The 23,540-nt window shown below is 42.1% G+C and carries 23 protein-coding genes; 11 read left to right on the forward strand and 12 right to left on the reverse strand.

Annotation, left to right across the window (positions count from 1 at the left end):
- Nucleotides 1–107: 107 nt before the first annotated feature.
- Complete coding sequence (gene ggt, locus OC457_RS13515) at nucleotides 108–1,832, forward strand: gamma-glutamyltransferase (protein WP_235866967.1); 1,725 nt, start codon at nucleotides 108–110, stop codon at nucleotides 1,830–1,832.
- Nucleotides 1,833–1,913: 81 nt separating this feature from the next.
- Here ggt and uvrD read toward each other — a convergent pair whose 3' ends face one another.
- Nucleotides 1,914–4,085 (reverse strand): DNA helicase II, encoded by a 2,172-nt coding sequence (gene uvrD / locus OC457_RS13520; RefSeq protein ID WP_080175478.1) that lies wholly within the window; start codon nucleotides 4,083–4,085, stop codon nucleotides 1,914–1,916.
- A 246-nt stretch (nucleotides 4,086–4,331) separates the two neighbouring features.
- On the opposite strand from uvrD, the gene OC457_RS13525 reads away from it, so the two are divergent.
- The 4 genes from OC457_RS13525 to OC457_RS13540 are packed head-to-tail and all read left to right on the forward strand — an operon-like array spanning nucleotide 4,332 to nucleotide 6,701.
- Nucleotides 4,332–4,607: a BufA1 family periplasmic bufferin-type metallophore gene (locus OC457_RS13525; RefSeq protein ID WP_080175479.1), complete on the forward strand. Its 276-nt coding sequence runs from the start codon at nucleotides 4,332–4,334 to the stop codon at nucleotides 4,605–4,607.
- The gene (bufB, locus tag OC457_RS13530) at nucleotides 4,582–5,475 is read left to right on the forward strand and encodes an MNIO family bufferin maturase (protein WP_080175480.1); all 894 of its coding nucleotides are present in this window, start codon (nucleotides 4,582–4,584) and stop codon (nucleotides 5,473–5,475) included. The genes OC457_RS13525 and bufB overlap by 26 nt, the downstream gene beginning before the upstream one ends.
- Nucleotides 5,450–6,250: an HvfC/BufC N-terminal domain-containing protein gene (locus OC457_RS13535; protein WP_159447861.1), complete on the forward strand. Its 801-nt coding sequence runs from the start codon at nucleotides 5,450–5,452 to the stop codon at nucleotides 6,248–6,250. Before bufB ends, OC457_RS13535 begins: the two co-directional genes overlap by 26 nt.
- Entirely contained in the window at nucleotides 6,243–6,701 is a 459-nt protein-coding gene (locus OC457_RS13540) for a DoxX family protein (RefSeq protein WP_080175482.1), read from the forward strand. Before OC457_RS13535 ends, OC457_RS13540 begins: the two co-directional genes overlap by 8 nt.
- Nucleotides 6,702–6,773: 72 nt before the next feature.
- Here the strand turns inward: OC457_RS13540 and yigB are convergent, their stop codons facing one another.
- The 5 genes from yigB to lptM form a co-directional block, all read right to left on the reverse strand.
- On the reverse strand, nucleotides 6,774–7,490 hold the full coding sequence (yigB, locus tag OC457_RS13545; RefSeq protein WP_080175483.1) for a 5-amino-6-(5-phospho-D-ribitylamino)uracil phosphatase YigB: 717 nt from the start codon (nucleotides 7,488–7,490) through the stop codon (nucleotides 6,774–6,776).
- A gap of 26 nt (nucleotides 7,491–7,516) precedes the next feature.
- A complete protein-coding gene (gene xerC, locus OC457_RS13550; RefSeq protein ID WP_370737973.1) occupies nucleotides 7,517–8,449 on the reverse strand; it encodes a tyrosine recombinase XerC in 933 nt (310 codons plus the stop codon).
- 28 nt (nucleotides 8,450–8,477) lie between these two features.
- Nucleotides 8,478–9,308 (reverse strand): diaminopimelate epimerase, encoded by an 831-nt coding sequence (gene dapF / locus OC457_RS13555; protein ID WP_080175485.1) that lies wholly within the window; start codon nucleotides 9,306–9,308, stop codon nucleotides 8,478–8,480.
- A 38-nt stretch (nucleotides 9,309–9,346) separates the two neighbouring features.
- A complete protein-coding gene (lysA, locus tag OC457_RS13560; protein ID WP_080175486.1) occupies nucleotides 9,347–10,597 on the reverse strand; it encodes a diaminopimelate decarboxylase in 1,251 nt (416 codons plus the stop codon).
- 62 nt (nucleotides 10,598–10,659) lie between these two features.
- Complete coding sequence (gene lptM / locus OC457_RS13565) at nucleotides 10,660–10,776, reverse strand: LPS translocon maturation chaperone LptM (RefSeq protein WP_080175487.1); 117 nt, start codon at nucleotides 10,774–10,776, stop codon at nucleotides 10,660–10,662.
- 78 nt (nucleotides 10,777–10,854) lie between these two features.
- Between lptM and cyaY the strand changes: the two genes are divergently transcribed.
- Complete coding sequence (cyaY, locus tag OC457_RS13570; RefSeq protein ID WP_080175488.1) at nucleotides 10,855–11,166, forward strand: iron donor protein CyaY; 312 nt, start codon at nucleotides 10,855–10,857, stop codon at nucleotides 11,164–11,166.
- A 79-nt stretch (nucleotides 11,167–11,245) separates the two neighbouring features.
- Here the strand turns inward: cyaY and OC457_RS13575 are convergent, their stop codons facing one another.
- Nucleotides 11,246–13,804, reverse strand: a complete 2,559-nt coding sequence (locus tag OC457_RS13575; RefSeq protein WP_080175489.1) for a class I adenylate cyclase — start codon at nucleotides 13,802–13,804, stop codon at nucleotides 11,246–11,248.
- Between the two features lie 396 nt (nucleotides 13,805–14,200).
- On the opposite strand from OC457_RS13575, the gene hemC reads away from it, so the two are divergent.
- Genes hemC through OC457_RS13595 form a run of 4 tightly spaced genes read left to right on the forward strand, consistent with a single transcriptional unit; the run spans nucleotide 14,201 to nucleotide 18,363 of the window.
- Nucleotides 14,201–15,133 carry a hydroxymethylbilane synthase gene (gene hemC / locus OC457_RS13580; protein WP_080175516.1) on the forward strand — a complete coding sequence of 311 codons (933 nt, stop codon included), beginning with the start codon at nucleotides 14,201–14,203 and terminating at the stop codon, nucleotides 15,131–15,133.
- Nucleotides 15,133–15,882: a uroporphyrinogen-III synthase gene (locus OC457_RS13585; RefSeq protein WP_080175490.1), complete on the forward strand. Its 750-nt coding sequence runs from the start codon at nucleotides 15,133–15,135 to the stop codon at nucleotides 15,880–15,882. The genes hemC and OC457_RS13585 overlap by 1 nt, the downstream gene beginning before the upstream one ends.
- A 13-nt stretch (nucleotides 15,883–15,895) precedes the next feature.
- Complete coding sequence (gene hemX / locus OC457_RS13590) at nucleotides 15,896–17,176, forward strand: uroporphyrinogen-III C-methyltransferase (RefSeq protein ID WP_080175491.1); 1,281 nt, start codon at nucleotides 15,896–15,898, stop codon at nucleotides 17,174–17,176.
- On the forward strand, nucleotides 17,176–18,363 hold the full coding sequence (locus tag OC457_RS13595; protein ID WP_080175492.1) for a heme biosynthesis HemY N-terminal domain-containing protein: 1,188 nt from the start codon (nucleotides 17,176–17,178) through the stop codon (nucleotides 18,361–18,363). The genes hemX and OC457_RS13595 overlap by 1 nt, the downstream gene beginning before the upstream one ends.
- A 345-nt stretch (nucleotides 18,364–18,708) precedes the next feature.
- Here OC457_RS13595 and OC457_RS13600 read toward each other — a convergent pair whose 3' ends face one another.
- Both OC457_RS13600 and OC457_RS13605 read right to left on the reverse strand, forming a co-directional pair.
- Nucleotides 18,709–19,140 (reverse strand): hypothetical protein, encoded by a 432-nt coding sequence (locus OC457_RS13600; RefSeq protein ID WP_080175493.1) that lies wholly within the window; start codon nucleotides 19,138–19,140, stop codon nucleotides 18,709–18,711.
- Nucleotides 19,141–19,243: 103 nt separating this feature from the next.
- Nucleotides 19,244–20,032: a class I SAM-dependent methyltransferase gene (locus OC457_RS13605; RefSeq protein WP_080175494.1), complete on the reverse strand. Its 789-nt coding sequence runs from the start codon at nucleotides 20,030–20,032 to the stop codon at nucleotides 19,244–19,246.
- Between the two features lie 176 nt (nucleotides 20,033–20,208).
- Here OC457_RS13605 and asnC point away from each other — a divergent pair, with 176 nt between their 5' ends.
- A complete protein-coding gene (gene asnC / locus OC457_RS13610; protein ID WP_080175495.1) occupies nucleotides 20,209–20,670 on the forward strand; it encodes a transcriptional regulator AsnC in 462 nt (153 codons plus the stop codon).
- A 57-nt stretch (nucleotides 20,671–20,727) separates the two neighbouring features.
- Here asnC and hemB read toward each other — a convergent pair whose 3' ends face one another.
- The 3 genes from hemB to tatC all read right to left on the reverse strand — a co-directional run bounded on the left by hemB (nucleotide 20,728) and on the right by tatC (nucleotide 23,537).
- Nucleotides 20,728–21,768, reverse strand: a complete 1,041-nt coding sequence (gene hemB / locus OC457_RS13615) for a porphobilinogen synthase (protein ID WP_080175496.1) — start codon at nucleotides 21,766–21,768, stop codon at nucleotides 20,728–20,730.
- Nucleotides 21,769–21,827: 59 nt separating this feature from the next.
- Nucleotides 21,828–22,607, reverse strand: coding sequence for a TatD family hydrolase (locus OC457_RS13620; protein ID WP_080175497.1), 780 nt, complete (start codon nucleotides 22,605–22,607; stop codon nucleotides 21,828–21,830).
- A 144-nt stretch (nucleotides 22,608–22,751) separates the two neighbouring features.
- Nucleotides 22,752–23,537 carry a twin-arginine translocase subunit TatC gene (tatC, locus tag OC457_RS13625; protein WP_080175498.1) on the reverse strand — a complete coding sequence of 262 codons (786 nt, stop codon included), beginning with the start codon at nucleotides 23,535–23,537 and terminating at the stop codon, nucleotides 22,752–22,754.
- Nucleotides 23,538–23,540 lie beyond the last annotated feature (3 nt).

Raw genomic sequence — 23,540 nt, forward strand, 5'->3', positions numbered from 1 at the left:
TCATTAATTCCATTAAGATACTCATAGCCTCCCCCCTCTTTTTGCGTTGCTGATTACAAGGATCTGTTATGCTCAAAATCACGTCATCACTATTACGTTTTGTCACAATGTGCAGTTGTGCGGTGCCTATCTTTAGCATTTCTGCACAACAGTTGAGTGATAACATCATTCCTGAAACCAGCGTCGCTCAACAGCCATCACAATTAATTCAAGGTCAACAATGGATGATTGCCAGTGCTAATCACTATGCCAGTGAAGCAGGAGCAGCAATGTTACGTCAGGGAGGAAATGCCATTGATGCGATGGTCGCGACGCAATTAGTTTTAGGGCTAGTTGAACCGCAATCATCTGGCATTGGTGGCGGTGGGTTCTTAGTCTATTGGGATAACGACAATCACCAAATGACCACCTTTGATGGCCGCGAAACAGCACCTTTTGCGGTAACACCACAGCTATTTCAGGATAAAAAAGGTCAACCATTAGCCTTTTATGATGCGGTTGTCGGTGGGCGCTCTGTCGGCACACCTGGAACGATTAAATTATTGTGGAATAGCCACCAGCAATATGGCCAATTACAGTGGAAACAACTGTTTCAGCCAGCCATCAAACTGGCTAAAAATGGCTTTATCGTTAGTCCTCGATTAGCCGCATTAGTCGCTAAAGATGCGACATATTTACAACGTTCAGCGATAACAAAAAACTATTTTTTTGATGCCCAAGGCCAGCCTATTCAAGCCGGTCAAAAATTAATTAATCAACCTTATGCAAATACGCTTCGTAAAATTGCCGATTATGGTCAAAAGGCATTTTATCAAGGAGATATTGCACGTGAGATTGTTAATACAGTTCAAACTGCGAGTGACAATCCTGGCGTTCTAAGTAGCATTGATTTAGCCAGTTACAAAGTTAAACAACGCGCTCCAATATGCGCACCTTACCATCAATATCAAATTTGTGGCATGGGACCACCAAGCTCTGGCGCATTAACTCTTGGACAAATTATGGGGATGCTTAGCCATTATCCATTAGCAAAAATGGGGGCGAATAATATTCATAGCTGGCGCTTAATTGGCGATGCATCACGGTTAGCTTTTGCTGATCGTGGTCGTTATATGGCTGATAGTGATTATGTACCGATGCCTACCAAAGGATTACTTGCACCAACTTACATTCAACAACGAGCACAATTATTAGCGACGAATAAAAAGCTCATTAAAGTTGAACCCGGATTGCCACCTTGGGATCATGCTAGTATTCAAACCACGGACAAAGCACTTGAACTACCGTCAACTACCCATTTTGCGATTGTTGATCGCCAAGGTAATGTGGTCTCAATGACCTCTACCATTGAAAACAGTTTTGGTTCACGGTTAATGGTCGGTGGCTTTTTACTCAATAATGAATTAACTGATTTTTCATTTCGCAGCCACATTGATGGTGTGCCAATTGCTAATCGAATTGAACCAGGAAAACGTCCTCGATCATCAATGGCGCCGACAATTGTGATGCACAATAACCAACCCGTATTAGCGATTGGCTCACCCGGTGGCAGTCAAATTATTGGTTATATCGCCAAAACCTTAGTGGCTTACATTGATTGGGGAATGGATTTACAGCAAGCCATTAACTTACCTAACATCACTAATCGCTTTGGTACTTTTGAACTTGAGCAAAATACTTCTGCCACAGCGTGGGCGCCTAAGTTTGAGCAATTAGGTTATAAAACCGCAGTCAAAGATCTCAACTCGGGAATTCAAGCGATAAGTATTGCACCACAACAATTAATTGGTGCCGCCGATCCACGCCGTGAAGGTAAAGTTATCGCTCAATAGCAAGATCAATAGATAAAAAAAGCCCGCCTATGATTAACCATTACAGTAATCACTGGCGGGCTTATTAGTTGTTAGTGACGATTATAGCGCAGTTAATTTTGCGTATTGAGTCACTAACCATTTAATACCTTCACCATTAAAGGCCACTTGTACACGACTTTGTGCGCCACTGCCTTCAAAGTTAATAATTGTCCCTTCACCAAATTTAGGATGCTGCACCCGCTGCCCTAAACTAAAACCGGTTTCATTGAAGTTATTATTCACTTGCGATTGGCTAAAACGGCCACTGCTCACAGGGCGTGATACTTGTGCTTTCATTCGTACTTCCTCAACATATTGTTCAGGAATTTCACGAATAAAACGTGAGGGTTTATGGAAATTATCTTTACCATATAGGCGTCGCATTTCAGCATAAGTGATATACAGTTTTTTCATTGCCCGTGTCATGCCGACATAACACAAGCGACGCTCTTCTTCTAACCGATCCGCTTCTTCGATAGTACGTGAACTTGGGAACATCCCTTCTTCAACACCCACCATAAACACAATCGGAAACTCTAGACCTTTGGCACTGTGCATGGTCATCAATTGCACTGCATCTTCAAAAGCATCCGCCTGACCATCACCCGCTTCTAGCGCAGCATGGGCTAAAAAGGCCGATAACGGACTCATTTCTGCCGCTTCTTCTGGAATTTCAAATTGACGCGTTGCGGTAACTAATTCTTCTAAGTTCTCAATTCGCGCTTGCGCTTTTTCGCCTTTTTCTTGTTCATACATTGCCCGCAAACCAGAATGACGGATCACATCATCAGTTTGTTGATACATAGGCAATTCAGCAGTGTCATCTTCTAAGGCATTAATCAATTCAATAAAGCGTTGTAATGCATTTGCCGCGCGTCCCGCCAGTACTTTCTCATCTAATAACGCCAAACTTGATTGCCACATGGTTAAACCACGATCACGCGCCGCTAAACGAATAGTTTCTAGCGTACGATCACCTAACCCTCGTGTTGGAGTATTAACAACGCGCTCAAATGAAGCATCGTCATTACGGTTACCAATAAGACGCAAATAAGCTAACGCATCTTTAATTTCTTGGCGCTCAAAGAAACGCATGCCGCCATAAATACGGTATGGCATACCCGCTTGAATTAACGCTTCTTCTAATACTCGCGATTGCGCATTGCTACGGTACAGAAAAGCGGTATCGCTAAGACTGCCCCCTTGCTCACGCCACTCTTTAATTTTACCAACCGCAAACCGCGCTTCATCGAGTTCATTAAAGGCTGAATATAATGAAATCGGCTCACCATCACCGTCTTCTGTCCATAAATTCTTACCCATACGGGCGGTATTATTGGCAATAAGCTCATTGGCGGCATTAAGAATATTGGCAGTAGAACGGTAATTCTGCTCTAAGAATATCGAGGAGGCGTTATTAAAATCATTTAAAAAACGCTGAATATTTTCAACTTGTGCGCCACGCCAACCATAAATAGATTGGTCATCATCACCGACAATCATCACATGACAATCAGTGCCTGCCATTAATCGCAACCATGCAAATTGAATATTATTGGTATCTTGAAACTCATCGACCAAAATATGTTTAAAGCGCGCTTGGTAATGCTCACGAATATGTTTGTTATCACGCAATAATTCAAACGAACGCAGCAATAACTCAGCAAAATCAACTAAACCCGCACGATCACACGCTTCCTGATAAGCGGTATAAATGCGTAACCATGTTTGTTCAACTGGATCATTATAGGTTTCAACATGCTGTGGACGTAAACCCTCGTCTTTCTTGGCGTTGATATACCAAGCACCTTGACGGGCAGGCCAATGTTTTTCATCTAAATTCTGCGCTTTAATCAAACGGCGCAATAACCGCATCTGATCATCAGAATCTAGAATATTAAAATCATCAGGTAGGCGCGCATCTAAATAATGCGCACGCAGCATACGATGACATAAGCCATGGAAAGTACCATTCCACATACCTGCGCTTGAGCCATGCATTAATTCGTTAATTCGACCACGCATTTCTGCAGCCGCTTTATTGGTAAACGTGACCGACATAATCGAGTACGGCGACGCCTGTTCAACCGCTAACAACCAAGCAATGCGATGCACTAGCACACGGGTTTTACCGCTACCTGCTCCCGCCAATACTAGGTGATTACCCAACGGCGCAGCCACCGCCTCGCGTTGTTTGTCATTGAGGCCATCTAATAGAAGTGAAACGTCCATCGCTATCTACTGGTTATTTATACAATGGTGACGATTATACCAGCCCTAATAAAGATTGCTTCGATATCTTTATTACGATTTTCGCAAAATTCAGAAACCCAAAATCAACACAATTGTTAAAATAATTAACATTCATTGAAATATATTCCACCCTTACCCTGTCTATTATTCTGAGAGCGTATTAATACCGCCAAAAAATACTTAATTACAGCAGACCAACCCAACAATCATAATCAAGGAACTATCATGAAAAAGACCAATATCGCCTTAGCATCAGCAATGACTGGCTTAATTGCATTAGCAGGAACATTAGCTTCAACAGCAGCAGTTGCTGACGAAATGGGCAAAAAAATGGATAAAGAAAAATGTTATGGCGTCAGCAAAGCCGGTAAAAATGATTGTGCCACCAAAACCAGTTCTTGCGCGGGATCAGCCAAAGAAGATGCTCAAAAAGATGCGTTTGTAGTCGTTCCTAAAGGTCTGTGCGATCGTCTTCATGGCGGCTCAACTAAGGAGGCATAGCTTAGTGGATTTCTCATCCAAGCGGCCAATTGGGGTGGGCTTACGCTCGCCTCATATTACAGAGATGATCACCCAACAGCCGCACCTTGGGTGGTTAGAAATTCATAGTGAAAATTATTTCAATCCTCATTCATTAGCGCGTCAACAATTACGTCAATTGCGGTCTCACTACCCGATTAGTTGTCATGGTATCGGGCTGTCATTAGGCTCTGCCGATCCACTCAACCTTGAACATTTACAGAAACTAAAACAATTAGTTACAGAAACGGAGCCATTTTTAATTTCAGATCATCTCAGTTGGAGTTCAGTTGATGGTCAATACTTTAATGATCTATTACCGCTCCCCTATACCGAAGAAGCATTGACTAATTTTTGCGGTAAGGTAATGCAAGTACAAGATGTGCTGCAACGTCAAATGTTGATTGAAAACCCGTCAAGCTATTTGCAGTTTCAGCATTCAACCATACCCGAGTGGGAATTTTTAATGGCAGTACAACAGCGAACAGGTTGCGGACTGCTACTCGATTTAAACAATATTTATGTCAGCAGTTTTAATCACAGTTTTGACTGTCAAACTTACCTCGCAGCTATCAATCCTGCCGTGGTACAGGAAATACACCTCGCGGGATTTATTCGTAAACAGCAACCTCAAGGCGAAATCTGGATTGATACTCATAGTCAACCCGTCAGTGATAAAGTATGGCGCCTATATCAACAATGGATCCATTGTCATGGTAGCGATACACCAACCTTAATTGAATGGGATGCTGATATTCCTCCACTGGCAATATTATTGGCTGAGGCTGATAAAGCTCAAGCCATTATCGATAAGGAGTCCGCCAATGTCATCATCAGCAACCACGCCTAATTTACAGCAGTTACAACATCAGTTTGCGGCAGCCTTGCATTATCAAGCGCATGATTTAACGACCACCGTTGTCGATGATCATTTCAGTGCCGAGCAACGACTACAACTGTACTGTAATAATTTCATTATTGGCTTAACGGATGTTCTAGCCAGTGTCTATGTCACAGTCAATGCCATGATTGGAGATGATTGCTTCAATCATCTCGCACGGCAGCACATACTTAATCATCCACTACCCCAAGGGGATGTCACTATTTATGGCGCACATTTCAGTGACACCATCGCAACTCAAGCGACATTAGTATCCACGCTACCTTATTTAGTTGATCTGGCACGTTTAGAATGGCAACGAGATTGTGTCAGCCGCTTAGCTTGCCACGATGGTAGCCTGCCACTGAAAAAATTACGTCAACTTGAACACACCGCTAATGACATCACTCCCCAGCACTATTATTTTCATATTCCAACCTCAACTGACACCTTTAGCAGTCAATATGCGGTGGTATCACTGTGGGAAATCGTTAACCATCCCCATCAAGATCAACACCAGTTATTAGCGATGCTGGATATTAATCAGCCGCAAACCGCTCTTATTCAACATTACCAATGGCAAATTTGGCAGCAGCATGTCACGCCAGCATTAGTCACTTTGGTTAGTGACTGTCAGCAGCAGCGCCCCATCGCGGCTTTAACACCAACCCAATTAGCTCTGCTACCACAGTTATTACACCACCATTTAATTGATGATATTTGTAAGGTTAATAGTGATGATTAGTTTTATTCGTGCCATTGACACTTTTTTTGAACAACTTGTACAACCGCTACAATCACTATTATTACTGTTTTGTCGCGTGTGGGTTGCTATCGCATTCTTCAAATCGGGACTGATAAAATATGGCAGTTGGGACAGTACATTGTATTTATTTGAATACGAATATCAGGTGCCGGTTTTACCTTGGCTATGGGCCGCTTATAGTGGCACTGCAATTGAATTAATCGTACCGGTCTTTTTAGTGCTTGGGCTATTTGCTCGCCCGATGGCCATACTGTTATTTGGATTTAATGCTATTGCAGTAGTGTCATACCCCGCCTTATGGGCGCAAGGGTTTTATGATCACCAATTGTGGGGAATGATGTTGTTAGTCACTATCTTCTGGGGAGCGGGGAGATTATCGGTAGATCACTGGATAAGTCAGCATTATCGAAATAGCAACATCATACCGTAAATACGAGAATGATTACCCATCGATACAAATAACGATGGGTACTCTCTGTACAACGTTAATGTACCGATGAAGTTATTTAATTAATGGCAATAATTCAGCTAATGCGCTGATTTCAATATCGGGTAAACACGTAACTTTCTCTGTTGTTAATACCCGTTGTTGATCGTTATACCAACAAGCTTGTAAGCCCTGTTGTTTAGCACCAAAAACATCGGTATGAAGATGATCACCCACATGTAAAATCTGCTGTGCTGGCACTTTTAAATAACGAATAGCACAGTCAAACAGATCAGCGTCAGGTTTGGCTAAACCATCCCGACCTGCTTGATAAATTTCACTAAAATAAGGCGCTAATCCGATTTTTTTGGGATCAACATTACCATTGGTTATACCAACTAACGGTAGTTTGGCACTTAATAAAGCCAAAACTCGATGGGTCTCAGCTGGTACATCAACGGTATTACGCTCAACCAGTACCAAGTCTAGCCCTTGTTGCGCAGCTAACTCAGCATCTTTAAGCCGCCAACCTAATTGCATAAAGTTGATTTTTAGTGCTTCATAACGCCACGCACTAACATCATGCCTCAAACTGGAATCGACTGCGACAAGTTGCTGCTTTAAGCGCTGCCAATTATCACGGCTGATCACCATTGCGGGCGGTAATATCTGTGCCAGCCAATCAAACATGGCTTGTTCTGCCCTCACAATCACCGGATGGTTATCATATAAGGTGTCATCAAGATCAAACGTAAGTGCTCTAATCTGGCCTAATTGACGATAAAATTGCATGGTTGTTCCTAAACTCGATTAAAGCCTTAACGGCGTTTTGCGCGAGGATGAGCAGCATCATAAACTTTAGCTAAATGCTGAAAATCAAGATGGGTATAGATTTGAGTGGTGGTCAAATTCGCATGACCTAATAATTCTTGTACAGCACGTAGATCACCACTAGATTCCAGCATATGAGTTGCAAAACTATGGCGTAATTTATGCGGGTTAATATGGCTTGATACAGCCTGCTTCTGTCCCCATTCCGCCATTCTTTTTTGCACATTACGGTTTGAAATACGATGTCCAAGCTTAGACACAAATAGCCCAGGTTCATCTGCATGAGCAATATTACCGCGTAATTTAAGCCAATTTGCGACCCACTCCCGCGCTAAACCTGCAAACGGAACGATGCGTTCTTTATCGCCTTTACCAATAACCCGTAAATCACCTTTGGTTAAGCTAATATCACGCACATTCAAATTAACCAATTCAGATAAACGTAATCCTGCACCATACATCAACTCCATCATTGCCCGATCACGAATCGCTAATGGATCGTCATCTTTCACCTCAAGCAATTGATTCATTTCATCAACATCAAGGTTTTTGGGTAACGGACGCGCTTTACGTGGTGCCGCCACTCCTTTGGCTGGGTTAGCCGGTAATATTTGTTGGTGTACCAAATAATCAAAAAAGCTACGCAAAGCAGATAATCGCATTGCCAAGCTACTGGCTTTTAAGCCATTACGCATTCCTTTACTGGCAATTTGGCGCACCCAGCCAGCATCAACTTGCTGCCAATTTTCAACCCCTAGCTCTAGCAATTGCTCGGCAATACAGGTTAATTGACGTTTATAATTTTGCTGAGTATGCAAACTAAGCTCACGCTCGCTGCGCAAATATTCATAAAAACGTTCAAGGGGTTGCTCAAAACTTTGGGGAAGCGTACTCACATAAACCTCGGTCATTCGTGGCATTAATCTTAATAACCACGATTAAATACCACTATTGAATAAATTGACCATCAAACACATGGGCAACGGGACCTGTCATAAATAACGGTTTGCCTTCACCTGCCCAGCGAATATATAACTCACCACCTGGTAAGCAGACTTTAACATTCTCATCCAGTAAACCTTGGCTTCGACCCACAGCAACAGCGGCACACGCACCACTGCCACAAGCTTGAGTTTCTCCCGCGCCACGCTCATAAACCCGTAGTTTTACCGTTCCACGGTCAATAATTTGCATAAAACCAGCATTAACCCGCTCAGGGAAACGCTCATGAGACTCAAGCAACGGACCGAGTTTTTCAACCGCCGCAGTATCAACGTCATCAACAATCGTAACGCAATGAGGATTGCCCATACTAACAGCCCCACAAAACAGCGTTTGCTCACCCACACGCAGTAAATAGGTTTTCTCTGCCTGTTTAGCACGCATCGGCAGCTTCGCGGGTTCAAAATTTGGCGCGCCCATATTCACCGTGACTTGACCATCACTTTCAAGCTTTAGCACCATTTTTCCAGCTTTGGTGCTAACAGAAATATGGTATTTATTGGTTAAGCCTTTCATTGATACAAAACGAGCAAAACAACGGGCGCCATTACCACATTGTTCGACTTCACTACCGTCAGCATTAAAAATACGGTAATGGAAATCCGTTTCAGGATCATACGGTGGCTCAACCACTAATAATTGGTCAAACCCAATCCCACGATGACGATCGGCTAAACGGCGAATCGCATCGGGGGAGAAATATATATTTTGTGTTACACAATCCACAACAACAAAGTCATTGCCGAGCCCATGCATTTTGGAAAAGTTAATCTGCATGATGTTCCTTAATTATTAAGCTTCAGTCGCGACGACAATCATTCAACAAGATATTCATGTTGCCAAAGTTGCTCTAACGTTTCTCGTGCACGCACTAAATGTACTTGTCGTCCATCAACCATTACTTCAGCAACACGCGGGCGAGAATTATAATTCGATGCCATCACAAAACCATAAGCGCCCGCAGACCTTACCGCAAGTAAGTCATTCGAAGCTAAACAGAGATGACGATCTTTACCAATAAAATCACCAGTTTCACAAATAGGTCCCACTAAATCATAACACTGACGTTCACCATCACGTGGTTGTACTGGAATAATATCTTGCCAAGCAGAATACAGTGTCGGGCGAATCAAATCATTCATTGCCGCATCAACAATGGCAAAATTTTTATATTCAGTATGCTTTAAAAATTCAACCTTAGTCAGCAATACACCCGCATTTGCAGCAATCGCTCGCCCAGGCTCAAAAATTAATTCTAGTTTTGAATAAGGCGCTAACAATGAGAGTAATTCAGTCGCATAATCTGCAGGTAACGGAGGTTGCTCATCGTTATAAGTTACCCCTAAGCCGCCACCAAGATCTAAATGTTTAATCTCAATTCCGACTGCTTTTAATTCATCCACTAATGCTAACAACCGTTTAGTCGCATCAATAAAAGGCTTAACTTCCGTTAACTGAGATCCAATATGGCAATCCATTCCAACCACAGCAAGGTGCGGTAATTGGTGAGCTAATTGATACACTTCAAGTGCACGCTCACGCGCAATACCAAATTTATTATCCCGTAAACCAGTTGAAATATAAGGGTGAGTCTTGGCATCAACATCAGGGTTAATGCGCAATGAAATCGGTGCAATTTTGCCTAATTGACCTGCGACATAATTTAAACGCTCTAACTCAGGTTCAGATTCAACATTGAAACATTTAATTCCCAACTCAAGTGCCCGTTGCATTTCTGCTATAGTCTTACCTACACCAGAAAAAACCACTTTAGCAGGATCACCACCAGCGGCTAATACGCGCTCTAATTCCCCCAAAGAGACGATATCAAACCCAGAACCTAAACGCGCCAGAACATTTAATACTCCAAGGTTAGAGTTTGCTTTAACTGCATAACAAATCAAATGCGGCTGCGTGGCAACGGCTTGATCAAATGCATGCCAATGACGTTCTAATGTTGCTCGAGAGTAAACATAAAGTGGTGTGCCATATTGTGCAGCTAACTCCGCTAATGCGACGTCTTCTGCCCATAATTGCCCATCTTGCTGGTAATTAAAATAATCCAATGTTGTCCTTCCCTGTCTATTGACTGTTGAGCGGCGACTCAATCGTTATCGTAATGATATTATTATTGTGGCTGATGTTGCTGTGGCGCATCTTTTGGCATGTACAGTGGGCCACTTTGACCACAGCCAGTTAAAATTAACGATCCTAAGACCAAAATTGCTAATAAACCTTTATGCATAATTCAAAGCCAGTGATTATCAATCCAATGCCCTCTATAATCGCACCAAGAACAAGAAATGCAATAGGACGCAATAGGATGAATGATACTGAATTCCACCAACTGGCTGATCTGGCACTGATGCAAATAGAAGAAGGCATCGATGAATCCGGTGTTGATATTGAACCTGAAACCACAGGTAATGTACTTACATTAGAATTTGCTAATCGCAGCCAAATTGTTATTAACCGCCAAGAACCATTACATGAGCTATGGTTAGCTTCAAAATCAGGCGGTTATCATTTTAAATATACAGGTAGCGAGTGGCGTTGTACTCGTAGTGATAAAGAATTATTTACACTACTTAAACAAGAATGCAGTTTACACGCCGGTGAGCCTGTCGTTTGGTAATGTGTATTTATCGACAAACTGGTATAAAAAAAGCCTTCACAATGAAGGCTTTTTTTTTAGTTTCGCGCCATCAATACCATTAATTGAGACGAATACCATGGTTTACTGATTCAGTATTATCTTGACGACGAGCAACTTGACCGCTTTTAAATGGTAATACTTGCAACTCACCTTTGTCGTTATGAGCAATATCATAAAACTGGGGCAAATTAAAATTGATAAAATTAGCGCTATAACTAAAACGATCTTGTGATGACGTATAAAAACGATTCACACCATGAACCATCTCATCTTTGTTGCCATTACACTGCCGATACACTTCCATTTGATTGGTTTCATCTAGGATGTAGATATTGAAACCTTGATCACAATCTTCAAAGAAAAACTGAATCAAACCTTCACTGGCATAAGCATCAACAATTTCTGGTGGATGCGGCTCGTCGGTTTTTCCCATCACAACTTTAGGAACATCGCTGACTTTATTTGATGAAATGCAACTATAGAAATCAACCGAATTTTCAAGTCGCTGTACTGAAACACCGCGGCGCTCAAAAAACAAACCATACGTTTCATTCGCAATATGGACCGCTTTAAAGCGACGGCGTTTTTCTTCTTCAACTGGTTTTAAACGCATTTCAATACATTCAGCCACCAATTGGTAGACCACATTACGAATTAAACCACGCATATGTTTACTGTAACAAAACACATCAATAGCTTCTGGAGGAATAGCATCGTGGTGCATTTTACCTAACATGGTTTTTAAGGCATCCAACATCGCATTCTTGCCGCTAAAATTTAGCGTTCGCACTTCATTCCATGAATTGCGATAAACTAAATCGACACTGCCGACTAAGCACTTTTGCTCAGGGCCATAACTGAAAATATCGGTAGTTTTAAAATCAAATTTAACCGACCGATTTTTTAGTTCTGTGGTGGGATCGTTTTCTAAATTAACAAACAAACCTAATTGACGAATTTCACACGGACTCGATAACGCTTGTAAACCAGGATGTGGACGACGAATTGGAAAAGTATTACGAATATCACTCACCAATTGGTATAGCTTGTCCAAATCCATATCAGCATGACGTGCGACTGCATGTAAATGCGTAGATTCAGTTAGCAAACCATTAAAGTAGCTCCACGCCACTAATTTTGACAAGTAACGGTTATGCTCTAGTGATGGCTGGCCTAAAATATATTTCGCTTCTATCGGCTGCTTATATAAATACCAACCTGCTGTATTGGTTCGCCCTTCTGGTACTTGAATAAAACTTAAATCAGGTTCGTGTAAATCTGGCGATATTTGCGGATTTAATAAGGTCACTTTACCGGGAAGTACCTCAAACGCTGCATATAATTTACGCGCCAGAATACTGATATCTTCAGGGCTAATCGCTGAGGTAATATCATTACGACGCGCGAAACGAATCAGATTTCGATAGCTGAGCATCAACGCATCAAGTAATTCATTGTGCGCTTGCTTCACTTGAGTGACTTTCCAATTACGGCGGTTATCCAGCGCCGCAACGACATCTGTCGACCATTGCCATTGCTCAGTTAAATGCTGTAACGCCTGTCGACGCCACACAACTGAACCTAAGACTGGCTTACGAGTAAGTTTTTCATGAGTTTTTAAATAAAAACAGCGACGCACTAAATCGAGACGACGATGATCATCAATACGCTCTAAATAACGCGTCACTTTTTCAAGCATCAAATAATAAGCATCCATACAGTATTCACTGCGATCTTCAGCGAAGAAACGACGCTTACCATCAAGACTCAATAATTGGGTATGCGGATATTCCCATGAATAAGCTTCAAGCAAAATCGCTTTTAATACTGATTTATAAGGCGAGTCGATACTTTTGTAGAGCTGCCATAAACTAGAACCAAAGTACTCCTCGGCAGGAATACGCATCAAGCCACCAAAATCTATCCATTGCTCACGCTTGATATAGCCTTTAGCAACCAGATCATCGATATATTGGTCATAGCACTCTTCCATCTCTGGCGGCACCATAAACCATAATAAAGGTAATCCCGCTAAGCACACTGCAGAGCGATAAAATTCATCGAGTAGTAATAAATGCTGACTTGAGCCACAGTTTTCACCAGTCATGGCTTCAGAGTAATTTTCACGGAAACGATTTTCGTCGATCAAAAAGAAGTTAGCTTCAACCCCTTGTTCCATCGCCCATTGAGAAACTAAGCTACATTTACTGTCTAATGCAGCTCTACTTTGACTATTTAATGACGTGGGAATACAGACCCAAATATCGAGATCACTAGTGAGACTTTGCCCCATAGAAGAAGTACTACCCATGGCATAAAGGCCAGTAATTGGGCAGTCGATATCAGCAACCAAAATTGGGTCAATGGGCATTTTTGCTGTGCTCGCGCAATTATTAACAAATTGCTGTTGCACATCAGTAGCGACAAAATGCGCAATTCCCTGCGGCACTTGTTGATCAAGATACCCTGGCAAGGCTGGATGGTTATAATGTAATAAGACAGGTAACAGATCAAAAATCTGTACCGACGACTCATTCATCGCTAAACGTGCTCGTTCAATACGAAGTTCAGTCAATGAATCCAGTCTACCTTTTAGCGTCTTGATATAATTTTGCAAATTACTCTTCCAAGAGCTAGCAGTGTTAGTGCGGCCCGCAGTTTGCCATTAATAGCGTAAATTTTATTCAAAATGAGAAAAAAACGTGATCAATGTATCATTTTTAATACCTACGGTAAAGATAATGCCAAGCGGAGCCAATAACAATTGTTGCTGACTCATCCATAATCATCAGACGGCAAATTGTCGTAATAACTAACCACCAATAATATTATTGTAATTAGAAATCAAACAATGGCTTATTGCGATAAATATCACATTTTTTAGTATTACTGACAACACAATAACGCTTGGAATCAGGAACCGCAATACACGAATTATCATCCATGCTTAGGTAATGGTACGATACTGAATAGAAAAAATAATAACCTTGGTTAACGGACCCTCTTTACTATGATGACAACCCAACCGATTCGCATTGCGACACGCAAAAGCCCATTAGCCATGTGGCAAGCAGAATTTGTCAAAGCTGAACTCGAACAAGCTCACCCGGGGCTTGTTGTTGAACTCTTGCCTATGGTAACAAAAGGCGACATTATTTTAGATACTCCTTTAGCAAAAGTAGGCGGTAAAGGTCTATTTGTTAAAGAACTTGAAATCGCCATGCTTGAAGGTCGCGCTGATATTGCCGTCCACTCAATGAAAGATGTACCGGTTGAGTTCCCTGAAGGACTTGGCTTAGTGACCATTTGCGAACGCGAAGATCCACGTGATGCTTTTGTTTCTAATCATTATGACTCCATCGATGATCTCCCCCAAGGTGCGATTGTCGGCACTTCAAGCTTACGCCGCCAATGCCAATTACGATCTCAACGTCCCGATCTGATCGTTAATGACCTTCGAGGTAATGTAAATACTCGCCTGCGCAAGCTTGATGAAGGCCAGTATGATGCCATTATTTTAGCGGCTGCAGGTCTAAAGCGTCTGAAAATGGAGGCTCGTATTCGCAGTGAAATTGCTCCTGAAACTAGCCTACCTGCCGTTGGCCAAGGCGCTGTTGGTATTGAGTGTCGTTTGGATGATCAACGAGTACGTCAACTACTTGCGCCACTAAATCATCAACCAACCGCAACGCGCGTCTTATGTGAGCGTGCAATGAATAACCGTCTTCAAGGTGGTTGCCAAGTGCCAATTGGTAGCTATTCAGAACTGCAAAACGATACAATTTGGTTACGTGCACTTGTGGGTGAACCCGATGGCAGCGTTATTGTTCGTGCTGAAATTAGCGGCCCAATTACAGACGCAGAACAATTAGGTGAAACCTTAGCCGATGAATTGTTAGCGAATGGCGCGAAAGAGATCCTTGATCGTTTATACGGTAACGCCTAATGACCGTGCTGATCACCCGTCCCGCACCGGAGTGCGATCAATTAGTCGCACAACTTAACCAAGTGGCGATCAGCGCTATTGCCCAGCCTTTACTTGAAGTGCGGCAAGGTAAATATATAAATAAATTAACAGAACAAATTCAACAACTGCAACCAGGTGACTACATCATTGCAGTTAGCTATCATGCGGTACGTTTTGCAGCTGATTACTTGATTTCACAAGGTGCAGAATGGCCAGAAAACATGCATTATATAGCCGTTGGCGATAAGACAGCTGCTGCTTTAGCACAAGCTTGTCAACAACCCGTGAGTTCACCAATAGGTAGTCATGATAGCGAAGCGCTATTAGCCTTACCTGAACTGGCAAATATTCGCCAACGTAGGGTATTAATTTTACGAGGTAATGGTGGTCGCGAATTAATCTATCAAGCATTAACCGCTCGCCAAGCTCAAGTCAGTTATTGTGAAACTTATCAACGATGTTGGCTTGATCTCGATGCAACACAATTAATCCAACAATGGCAACAACAGCAAATACAGGCTCTAGTTGTCACAAGCGGTGAACAATTAATATACTTAACGGGATTAATCCCAATAGAGGATTTGGCTTGGCTTTATAATTGCCATCTTTTCGTACCGAGTCAACGAATCGCAAACCAAGCATCGACACTTGGCTACAAACATATTTCCACCGTGGGAAGTGCCGCTAATCAGGCCTTATTCACGTTCCTAAAAAGCAACGTAAGCTAACGGAATAATTAGGATGACAGACAAAACAACCAACACAAACTCAACTGCAGCGCCATCATCGAAAGAAAAAGCTACGGTTACTGCTTCAAACACAACCAAAACAGCACCTATTGCCGCTAAACAAAAAAACTCAGGTAGCAAAACAGGTTGGGTTGCTATTGCGCTGGTATTAGCACTCGGTGGTGGTCTTTACTATCACGGTCATCAGCAAGGTCTACTACAACAACAGCAAGTTGCCGCTTTACAACAACAAATCGCCACCATGAAAACGGCAATGCAAAGCGACCAACAACAAACTATCGCGATGGTAAATAATGAACTTAACACAGCCCAGCAAAAGGTTGAGCAGGGCATTAGCCAACAACAAAAATCCATTGATTCCATTCAAACTGCGATTGCTGATTTAAAAGGCCAAGAGCCTAACGATTGGTTATTAGCAGAAGCTGATTATTTGGTTAAAATGGCAGGTCGTAAACTATGGCTAGAACATGATGTAACCAGTGCAACATTATTGCTTGAAGCTGCTGATCACCGTATTGCAGAGCTTAATGACCCAAGTCTTAAAAACCTACGTCAAGCAATGAGCAATGATATTACCGCATTAAAATCAATCACCGTGGTTGATCGTGATGGTATCGTATTGCGCCTTAATAGCCTTGAAAACAGTATTGATAGCCTACCGTTAGCTAATGCGATCTTAGCAAAAGCAGAGCCGCAACAAAATCCAACCGTTAGCCAATCGGTGACTGATTGGAAAAATAACTTAATAACATCACTTAAAAACTTTAGTGAGAATTTCATTACTTACCGCAAGCGTGATGGCAGTGTTGTACCGCTACTATCACCACAGCAAGATTTCTATCTTCAGCAGAATATCACCAATAAACTTGAAACAGCTATTGCCGCTGTATACCGCGATCAAGGTCAAGTTTACCGTGATTCTATTGTGACAGCGATCAAGTGGTCACAACAGTACTACGACTTATCCTCACCAAAAACTCAAAGCTTTATTGCTGGCCTACAACAACTAGAACAACAAAATGTCGCTGTTGATTATCCGACTAAATTGCAATCACAAGCATTGATCACTAAATTGGTTAATCAAGTATTACGCAATAAAATGACCGCTCTTAGCGAACCTGTTGCCGTGAAAACGCCCCAGTCAGCACCGAAAAGTGCAGTACCTGTAGAAAAGAAAGCGGTAGAGAAACATATCAAACAAGCAACTACTGCAGACAAAACAACAAATACTAAAGCGGTAGTGACTTACACCACTAAAGAGGAGACTAAATAATGATTAAATTGTTGTTATTGGTCATCGCTTTGATTGCCGGTATCATTGTCAGCCCCGATCTTGCAGGCCATCAAGGTTATGTATTGATCTCGTTTGCCAATCAAACCATTGAAATGAGTTTAACAACACTGATCATCGTTGCGATTGCTATCGTTGCGATCTTTTTTGTACTTGAATTTATTTTACGTCGCTTGTTTTCTTTTGGTAGTTCAACCCGTGGTTGGTTTAGTGGTCGCCAAGTGCGTAATGCACGCCGCAACACCGCAGAAGGCCTATTAAAAGTTGCAGAAGGTGAGTGGAAAGCCGCTGAAAAAATGTTGTCTAAATCAGCAAAATTTAGCGATGCGCCGATTCTAAACTACTTGGCTGCTGCAGAAGCTGCACAAGGTCTAGGTAAAACTCAACAGCGAGATCAATTTTTACAACTCGCAGCAGAGCAAGATACTGAAAGCCTTGCTGTCGCACTGACGCGCGCTAAGCTTCAAATTCGCCAACAACAATTTGAGCAGGCGCTGGCAACATTGCAAGACGTGCAGTCAACCAGCCCACGTAATCCAATGATACTGAGCCTACTCAAACAGTGTTACTTACAATTAGAAGATTGGAAAGCACTCCAAGTATTGCTGCCTCAATTAACTAAAGCAGACGTAATTACTGCCACAGAAGCCTCTCAACTTGATGTTCAAGCGCAGTGTGGTCAAATGCACCATCTTAGCCAACAAAATGGCAGCGATGGCTTAATGGGTTACTGGAACAGTGTTAACCGTAAAGACAAACACAATCCAGCGCTAGTCGCGTGCTTTGTTAAACAGATGATCGTTCGCCATGCTGATGTTGATGCATTTCCAATCTTACGTGATGCCATCAAGAAAAGTCCTGATCAAGCGTTAATTAGTTTAATGCCACAACTCACCCTGCCAGATCGCCACCCTGCAATTGTTAGCTTACAAGATTTATTGGCTAACAATAGTAATAACCCAGCCTTACAAAGTGCGTTAGGGCAGATGCTGATGGCTGATAAACAATGGCAAGCTGCTAAAGATCACTTAGAAAAAGCCCTTGCTATTCGACCTGATGTGACGGATTACGCTCACCTAGTCGCAACTCTTGAGCAACTAGGTGACACGCAAGCTGCAGCAGACGTTTCACGTCAAGCGCTACAACTTGCAAAACCCGATCTCGCTTAAATTTTAACAATGAAAAAAGCGCCATGATGGCGCTTTTTTTTCGTCTGGATAACAGTTTTCACATTAACATGTTTCTATATGTAAACAGCCATTACAAGGTATATCTACCCCATTGCTCCTAACCGATAAACACGCTTCAATAGCCACTCAGCCTTTTTTATTTAACATTTGGATAACTGTTATGGATATGCTTCCTTGGCTTATTGTTTCAGGTATTATGGTATCGGTGATTGTTGGCGTAATGATGGCTGTTTTAATTAAACACGCTGACTAATAAACACCAATAAAAAAGCCTCCCATTAGGGAGGCTTTTTTATTGGTGTTTATTATACTGTTAATGTTACATCAGAATGTTAGCCCAAGTGTTTGTTTTGTTTTACGTAATTGCTTATCAAATTTCTTTGCCGCTTTAGCCGCTTTTTTTAAGAGCTTGTTTTTTTTCTTGGCTAATTTTTTAAGCTTTTCCGTTTGTTCTAACAATCTATTTGGATCTTCAAGCACCTCAGCTTGTTTAACAACGGTTACCATCTCAACCCCAGTTGCTATTGGTTTAGAAAGGGATGATACCGAGGCTGCCAATGCCATAACAGGCGTACTCGGTGGTGCTATTGATGCAGTAGTATTTATTAAACGGCTTGGCTTACATAAATAACGTTGATCACTCGCGACACGGGTACAACTCGCGCAAATAAACGTGGGTTCACTGACTATCTTAGTGATCATTGCAAATTGATCGGCTATTTCAGCACGACGATACTTACACAAAGATTTTACCATCAACACACCCCCACTCAGCTAATTTGCCTTGCAATATGAAACGATAACTATTCGTAACTATATCTTTTGAGTGTGCACTTAAACACTAAATTTGTAAATTGTTTTACTGTGGTTCATCATTCTTTTTCATACCCGCTTTCACATAAATATCAAACCGGTTTTTCTTTGTCTCAATCGCCATCGAAGGCTTCGCATTTGCTAAAAATTCAGCATAATCAGGACGTTTAACCACTATTCGTTTTGTCGCTAATGCATATGCTGGAGCAAACAGTTCATCAGCATCTAAATCAGCACCAACCAAGGTTTGAAATACCCGCATCTCTTTTTTAACTAACGCTGATTTCTTTTTATGCGGATACATTGGATCTAAATAAATCACTTCTGGCGCGACAAAATCTTTATCCGCAGCCAGTTGCAACAATGCATCTTGACTTGAAGCATGTAATAACTGCATCCGCTCACTAACCCAGTGACCAATTTCAGGATCAGCTTTAGCACGAGCTAAACCATCATCAAGTAACGCTGCCACAACCGGATGTCGTTCAACCAATTGCACTTTACAACCTAATGATGCTAATACAAAAGCATCCCGCCCTAAGCCTGCTGTTGCATCTAATACCGTTGGTGTTAAGCCATTTTTTAGCCCTACCGCTTTAGCGATCGCCTGTCCGCGCCCACCACCAAATTTACGTCGGTGCGCGACTGCACCACTGGCTAAATCAACAAATACAGCACCAAGTTTAGGCTCATCTAACTTACGCAGTTCTAATTGGTTAGCGGTTAACACTAACGCAAAGCAGCTGTGCTCATCATGCGTCAATCCCCAGCGGGCGGCAAGTTGATCTAATTCAGACTGACGTTGAGGAACTTCACAAAGTAAGGCTAGTTGCACTGCATTCTCCGATATCAAACAATATCTATCTCACCCATTATTGGAGATAGAAGCTTTAGGCGGCGAATTATAGCACTACAAATCAAGCTTGGCTCTGGTATCACAACCTAACATAAGGATAAGATAACGCCAGCTCGCAGCATGCGAATAACTTACCTTGCTGAAAAGGAATTATGATGAATATAGCTGTTCGCATCGATGATTTAGATCGCGACATTCTTAATGCGCTAATGACAGATGCGCGAGTTCCCTACGCTGAAATGGCAAAACGCTTCAACGTTAGTCCTGCTACAGTGCATGTTAGGGTTGAAAAAATGCGTACTTCTCAAATTATTACTGGCACAGAAGTAATAGTTAACCCTAAATTATTAGGCTATGACGTATGTTGTTTTATTGGTATCAATCTTTATGCCGCACGTGATTATCATTCTGCGCTTGAAAAACTCAATCAATTAGATGAAGTGGTCGAAGCTTATTACACCACAGGGGCTTACAATATTTTCGTTAAATTGATGTGTCATTCAATAGAAGAATTGCAGCATGTACTGATTAATAAACTGCAAGCCATTGAAGAGGTTCAATCAACAGAAACCTTAATTTCATTGCAAAATCCGATCAATCGTAATGTAAAACCGTAGCGGAAATTTGCCATAAAAAAAGCGAGCCTCAGCTCGCTTTATCACGCTCAATAAACGTTATTTTTTCAAGTTTAACCCTCGTTCAGCGCCTTCTGCCGCCAACCATTCCGCTACAGTTTTAGCGAAATAGGTCAACACACCATCAGCACCTGCACGTTTAAAGCACATTAGTGATTCCATCACGGTTTCACGCTCTTTAAGCCAACCATTTTGGAATGCCGCCATGTGCATCGCATACTCACCAGACACTTGGTAAGCATAGGTCGGTACTTGTAGTTCCGATTTCACGCGGCGTACCACATCAAGATAAGGCATCCCTGGTTTTACCATCACCATATCAGCACCTTCGCTGATATCCATTGCCACTTCATGCAAGGCTTCATCGCTGTTAGCAGGATCCATTTGGTAGGTTTTCTTATCACCGCCTTTAAGATTACTGCTTGACCCTACTGCATCACGAAACGGGCCATAGTAATTTGACGCATATTTCGCTGAGTAAGCCATAATTTGCGTATTAATATGACCCGCTTGTTCTAATGCTTCACGGATTGCACCAATACGGCCATCCATCATATCGGAAGGTGCAACAACGTCAGCCCCAGCCTCTGCGTGAGATAACGCTTGTTTGATCAAAATATCAGTAGTGATGTCATTAAGTACATAACCTTCATCATCAATGATGCCATCTTGACCATGAACCGTGAACGGATCTAAAGCGACATCAGTGATCACACCCAGCTCTGGTACATGCGCTTTTAATGCACGAACCGCTGTTTGTACTAAACCATCAACGTTATACGCTTCTTCTGCTAATTCAGATTTAAACGGTTGTGATACCACAGGAAATAATGCAATTGCAGGCACACCGAGACTGGCGATATACGCTGCTTCTTCTAACAATAAATCAATTGATAAACGCTCAATACCCGGCATTGAAGCCACACTTTCACGGCGATTGGTACCTTCAAGTACAAACATCGGATAAATAAGATCATTAACTGATAACTGGTTTTCCGCCATCAAACGACGACTAAAATCATGCTTACGAACTCGACGCATACGACGTCCAGGAAACGCACCTTGAATAGATACTGACACGGTAAACTCCTTACAGATTAATGAATATTGATAGTATCACTCACACCACCAAGGTGGCATCAAATTGCAAAAAAAGCTTGGCTAACTTGGTAAGAATTATTGACAACCTGCGTAGCATTTTCACCACGGCATTCACCAATAACCGCTGCGATATGCGGCAAATACAACGGTTCATTACGGCTAGATTTTGGCTTAGGACGATAATCTCGCGGTAATAAATACGGACTATCAGTTTCAATCATCAATCGCTGACTCGGAATATGTTTCACTATTTGACGCAACTCAGTGCCACGGCGCTCATCACAGATCCACCCCGTAATACCAATATGTAAATCAAGCGCTAAACAATCAGCTAACTCTTGCTGTGAACCGGTAAAGCAATGCACAACCGCTGCAGGTAATTTATCGCGCCATGGTTTTAGAATCGCTAAAAACCGCTCATGAGCATCACGACAATGCATAAATACGGGTAAGTTAAGCTCTGCGGCTAACGCTAATTGGGCTTCAAACACCGCCTCTTGTTGCGGACGGGGTGAAAAATCACGATTAAAATCCAGTCCACATTCGCCAATTGCTACCACTTGCGGTAATTGTGCTAAAGCGCGAAGTTGTGGCAAGGCTAAATCAGTTACTGAGGCTGCATCGTGGGGATGAACACCAGCAGTGCTATAACAATAATTTGGCCACTGCTCCGCAATTTTCTGAGCAGCAAGACTTTCCTCAATACTGGTACCAGTAATGACCAATCCTTTTACGCCAACGGCTTGAGCGCGTGTAATAACCTCGGTACGATCTTTATCAAATCGACTATTGGTAAGGTTAACGCCAATATCTATCATTTATTTTTCCATCGATTAATGAACGATCATAATTAGCAGTATATCGAGCCTCGAATTGACTGACCATGTGATAATCGCATTATTACAGACATAAAAAAACCGACACTAATGTCGGTTTTTTTCATCATCACAGGGGATAAATCCCTATTCTTTGCTAATGCTCTTTACGTCTTGCGGTTCGTTTTCATCGTCATATTCGTCTTCATCATCTTTACGAATGTAAAAACGTGAGAAGAATAAACCGACTTCAAACAACAAGCACATCGGCACCGCTAACAGAGTCTGAGATAAAATATCAGGCGGTGTTAACAACATACCAACCACAAACGCGGCCACAATAATATATGGGCGTTTACTGCGTAACGTTTCAGGATCGGTAGCACCGGTCCAACACAACAGAATAATCGCGACAGGGATCTCAAATGCAATACCAAACGCCATAAATAGCGATAATACAAAATCGAGATAACTTGAAATATCTGTTGCAACTTCAACCCCTTGCGGAGCGACGCTGGTAAAAAACTTAAACACCAATGGAAACACAACGAAATAAGCAAACGCAACACCGGCATAAAACAGCAATGAGCTGGAAACCAGTAATGGCATAATAAGCTTACGTTCATGCTTGTATAAACCTGGTGCTACAAAAGCCCACAGTTGATACAAAATCATTGGTACAGCAATAAAAACAGCGGTAACTAAAGTGAGTTTTATCGGTGTAAAGAATGGTGATGCAACATCGGTTGCGATCATAGTGGCACCGATTGGCATACGCTCAACCAAAGGTGCTGCTACAAACGCATAAATGTCTTTCGAAAACCAAACGATACAGACAAAAACCACCAGCACGCTGATGAGAGAGCGCAGAATCCGTGTACGCAGCTCAAGTAAATGGCTGAATAACGGCTGCGAATCTTCGACAGTCGACATAGT

Source organism: Photobacterium toruni (assembly GCF_024529955.1).
Lineage (GTDB): Bacteria > Pseudomonadota > Gammaproteobacteria > Enterobacterales > Vibrionaceae > Photobacterium > Photobacterium toruni.

Coding starts and splice junctions, on each gene's coding strand:
- asnC (WP_080175495.1), top strand. CDS start 20,209: ATGAATATAGCTGTTCGCATCGATGATTTAGATCGCGACATTCTTAAT.
- OC457_RS13535 (WP_159447861.1), top strand. CDS start 5,450: ATGTCATCATCAGCAACCACGCCTAATTTACAGCAGTTACAACATCAG.
- OC457_RS13600 (WP_080175493.1), bottom strand. CDS start 19,140: ATGGTAAAATCTTTGTGTAAGTATCGTCGTGCTGAAATAGCCGATCAA.
- OC457_RS13525 (WP_080175479.1), top strand. CDS start 4,332: ATGAAAAAGACCAATATCGCCTTAGCATCAGCAATGACTGGCTTAATT.
- cyaY (WP_080175488.1), top strand. CDS start 10,855: ATGAATGATACTGAATTCCACCAACTGGCTGATCTGGCACTGATGCAA.
- dapF (WP_080175485.1), bottom strand. CDS start 9,308: ATGCAGATTAACTTTTCCAAAATGCATGGGCTCGGCAATGACTTTGTT.
- xerC (WP_370737973.1), bottom strand. CDS start 8,449: ATGCCACGAATGACCGAGGTTTATGTGAGTACGCTTCCCCAAAGTTTT.
- OC457_RS13585 (WP_080175490.1), top strand. CDS start 15,133: ATGACCGTGCTGATCACCCGTCCCGCACCGGAGTGCGATCAATTAGTC.
- hemC (WP_080175516.1), top strand. CDS start 14,201: ATGACAACCCAACCGATTCGCATTGCGACACGCAAAAGCCCATTAGCC.
- hemX (WP_080175491.1), top strand. CDS start 15,896: ATGACAGACAAAACAACCAACACAAACTCAACTGCAGCGCCATCATCG.
- OC457_RS13595 (WP_080175492.1), top strand. CDS start 17,176: ATGATTAAATTGTTGTTATTGGTCATCGCTTTGATTGCCGGTATCATT.
- bufB (WP_080175480.1), top strand. CDS start 4,582: ATGGCGGCTCAACTAAGGAGGCATAGCTTAGTGGATTTCTCATCCAAG.
- OC457_RS13620 (WP_080175497.1), bottom strand. CDS start 22,607: ATGATAGATATTGGCGTTAACCTTACCAATAGTCGATTTGATAAAGAT.
- lptM (WP_080175487.1), bottom strand. CDS start 10,776: ATGCATAAAGGTTTATTAGCAATTTTGGTCTTAGGATCGTTAATTTTA.
- yigB (WP_080175483.1), bottom strand. CDS start 7,490: ATGCAATTTTATCGTCAATTAGGCCAGATTAGAGCACTTACGTTTGAT.
- ggt (WP_235866967.1), top strand. CDS start 108: ATGTGCAGTTGTGCGGTGCCTATCTTTAGCATTTCTGCACAACAGTTG.
- OC457_RS13540 (WP_080175482.1), top strand. CDS start 6,243: ATGATTAGTTTTATTCGTGCCATTGACACTTTTTTTGAACAACTTGTA.
- tatC (WP_080175498.1), bottom strand. CDS start 23,537: ATGTCGACTGTCGAAGATTCGCAGCCGTTATTCAGCCATTTACTTGAG.
- uvrD (WP_080175478.1), bottom strand. CDS start 4,085: ATGGACGTTTCACTTCTATTAGATGGCCTCAATGACAAACAACGCGAG.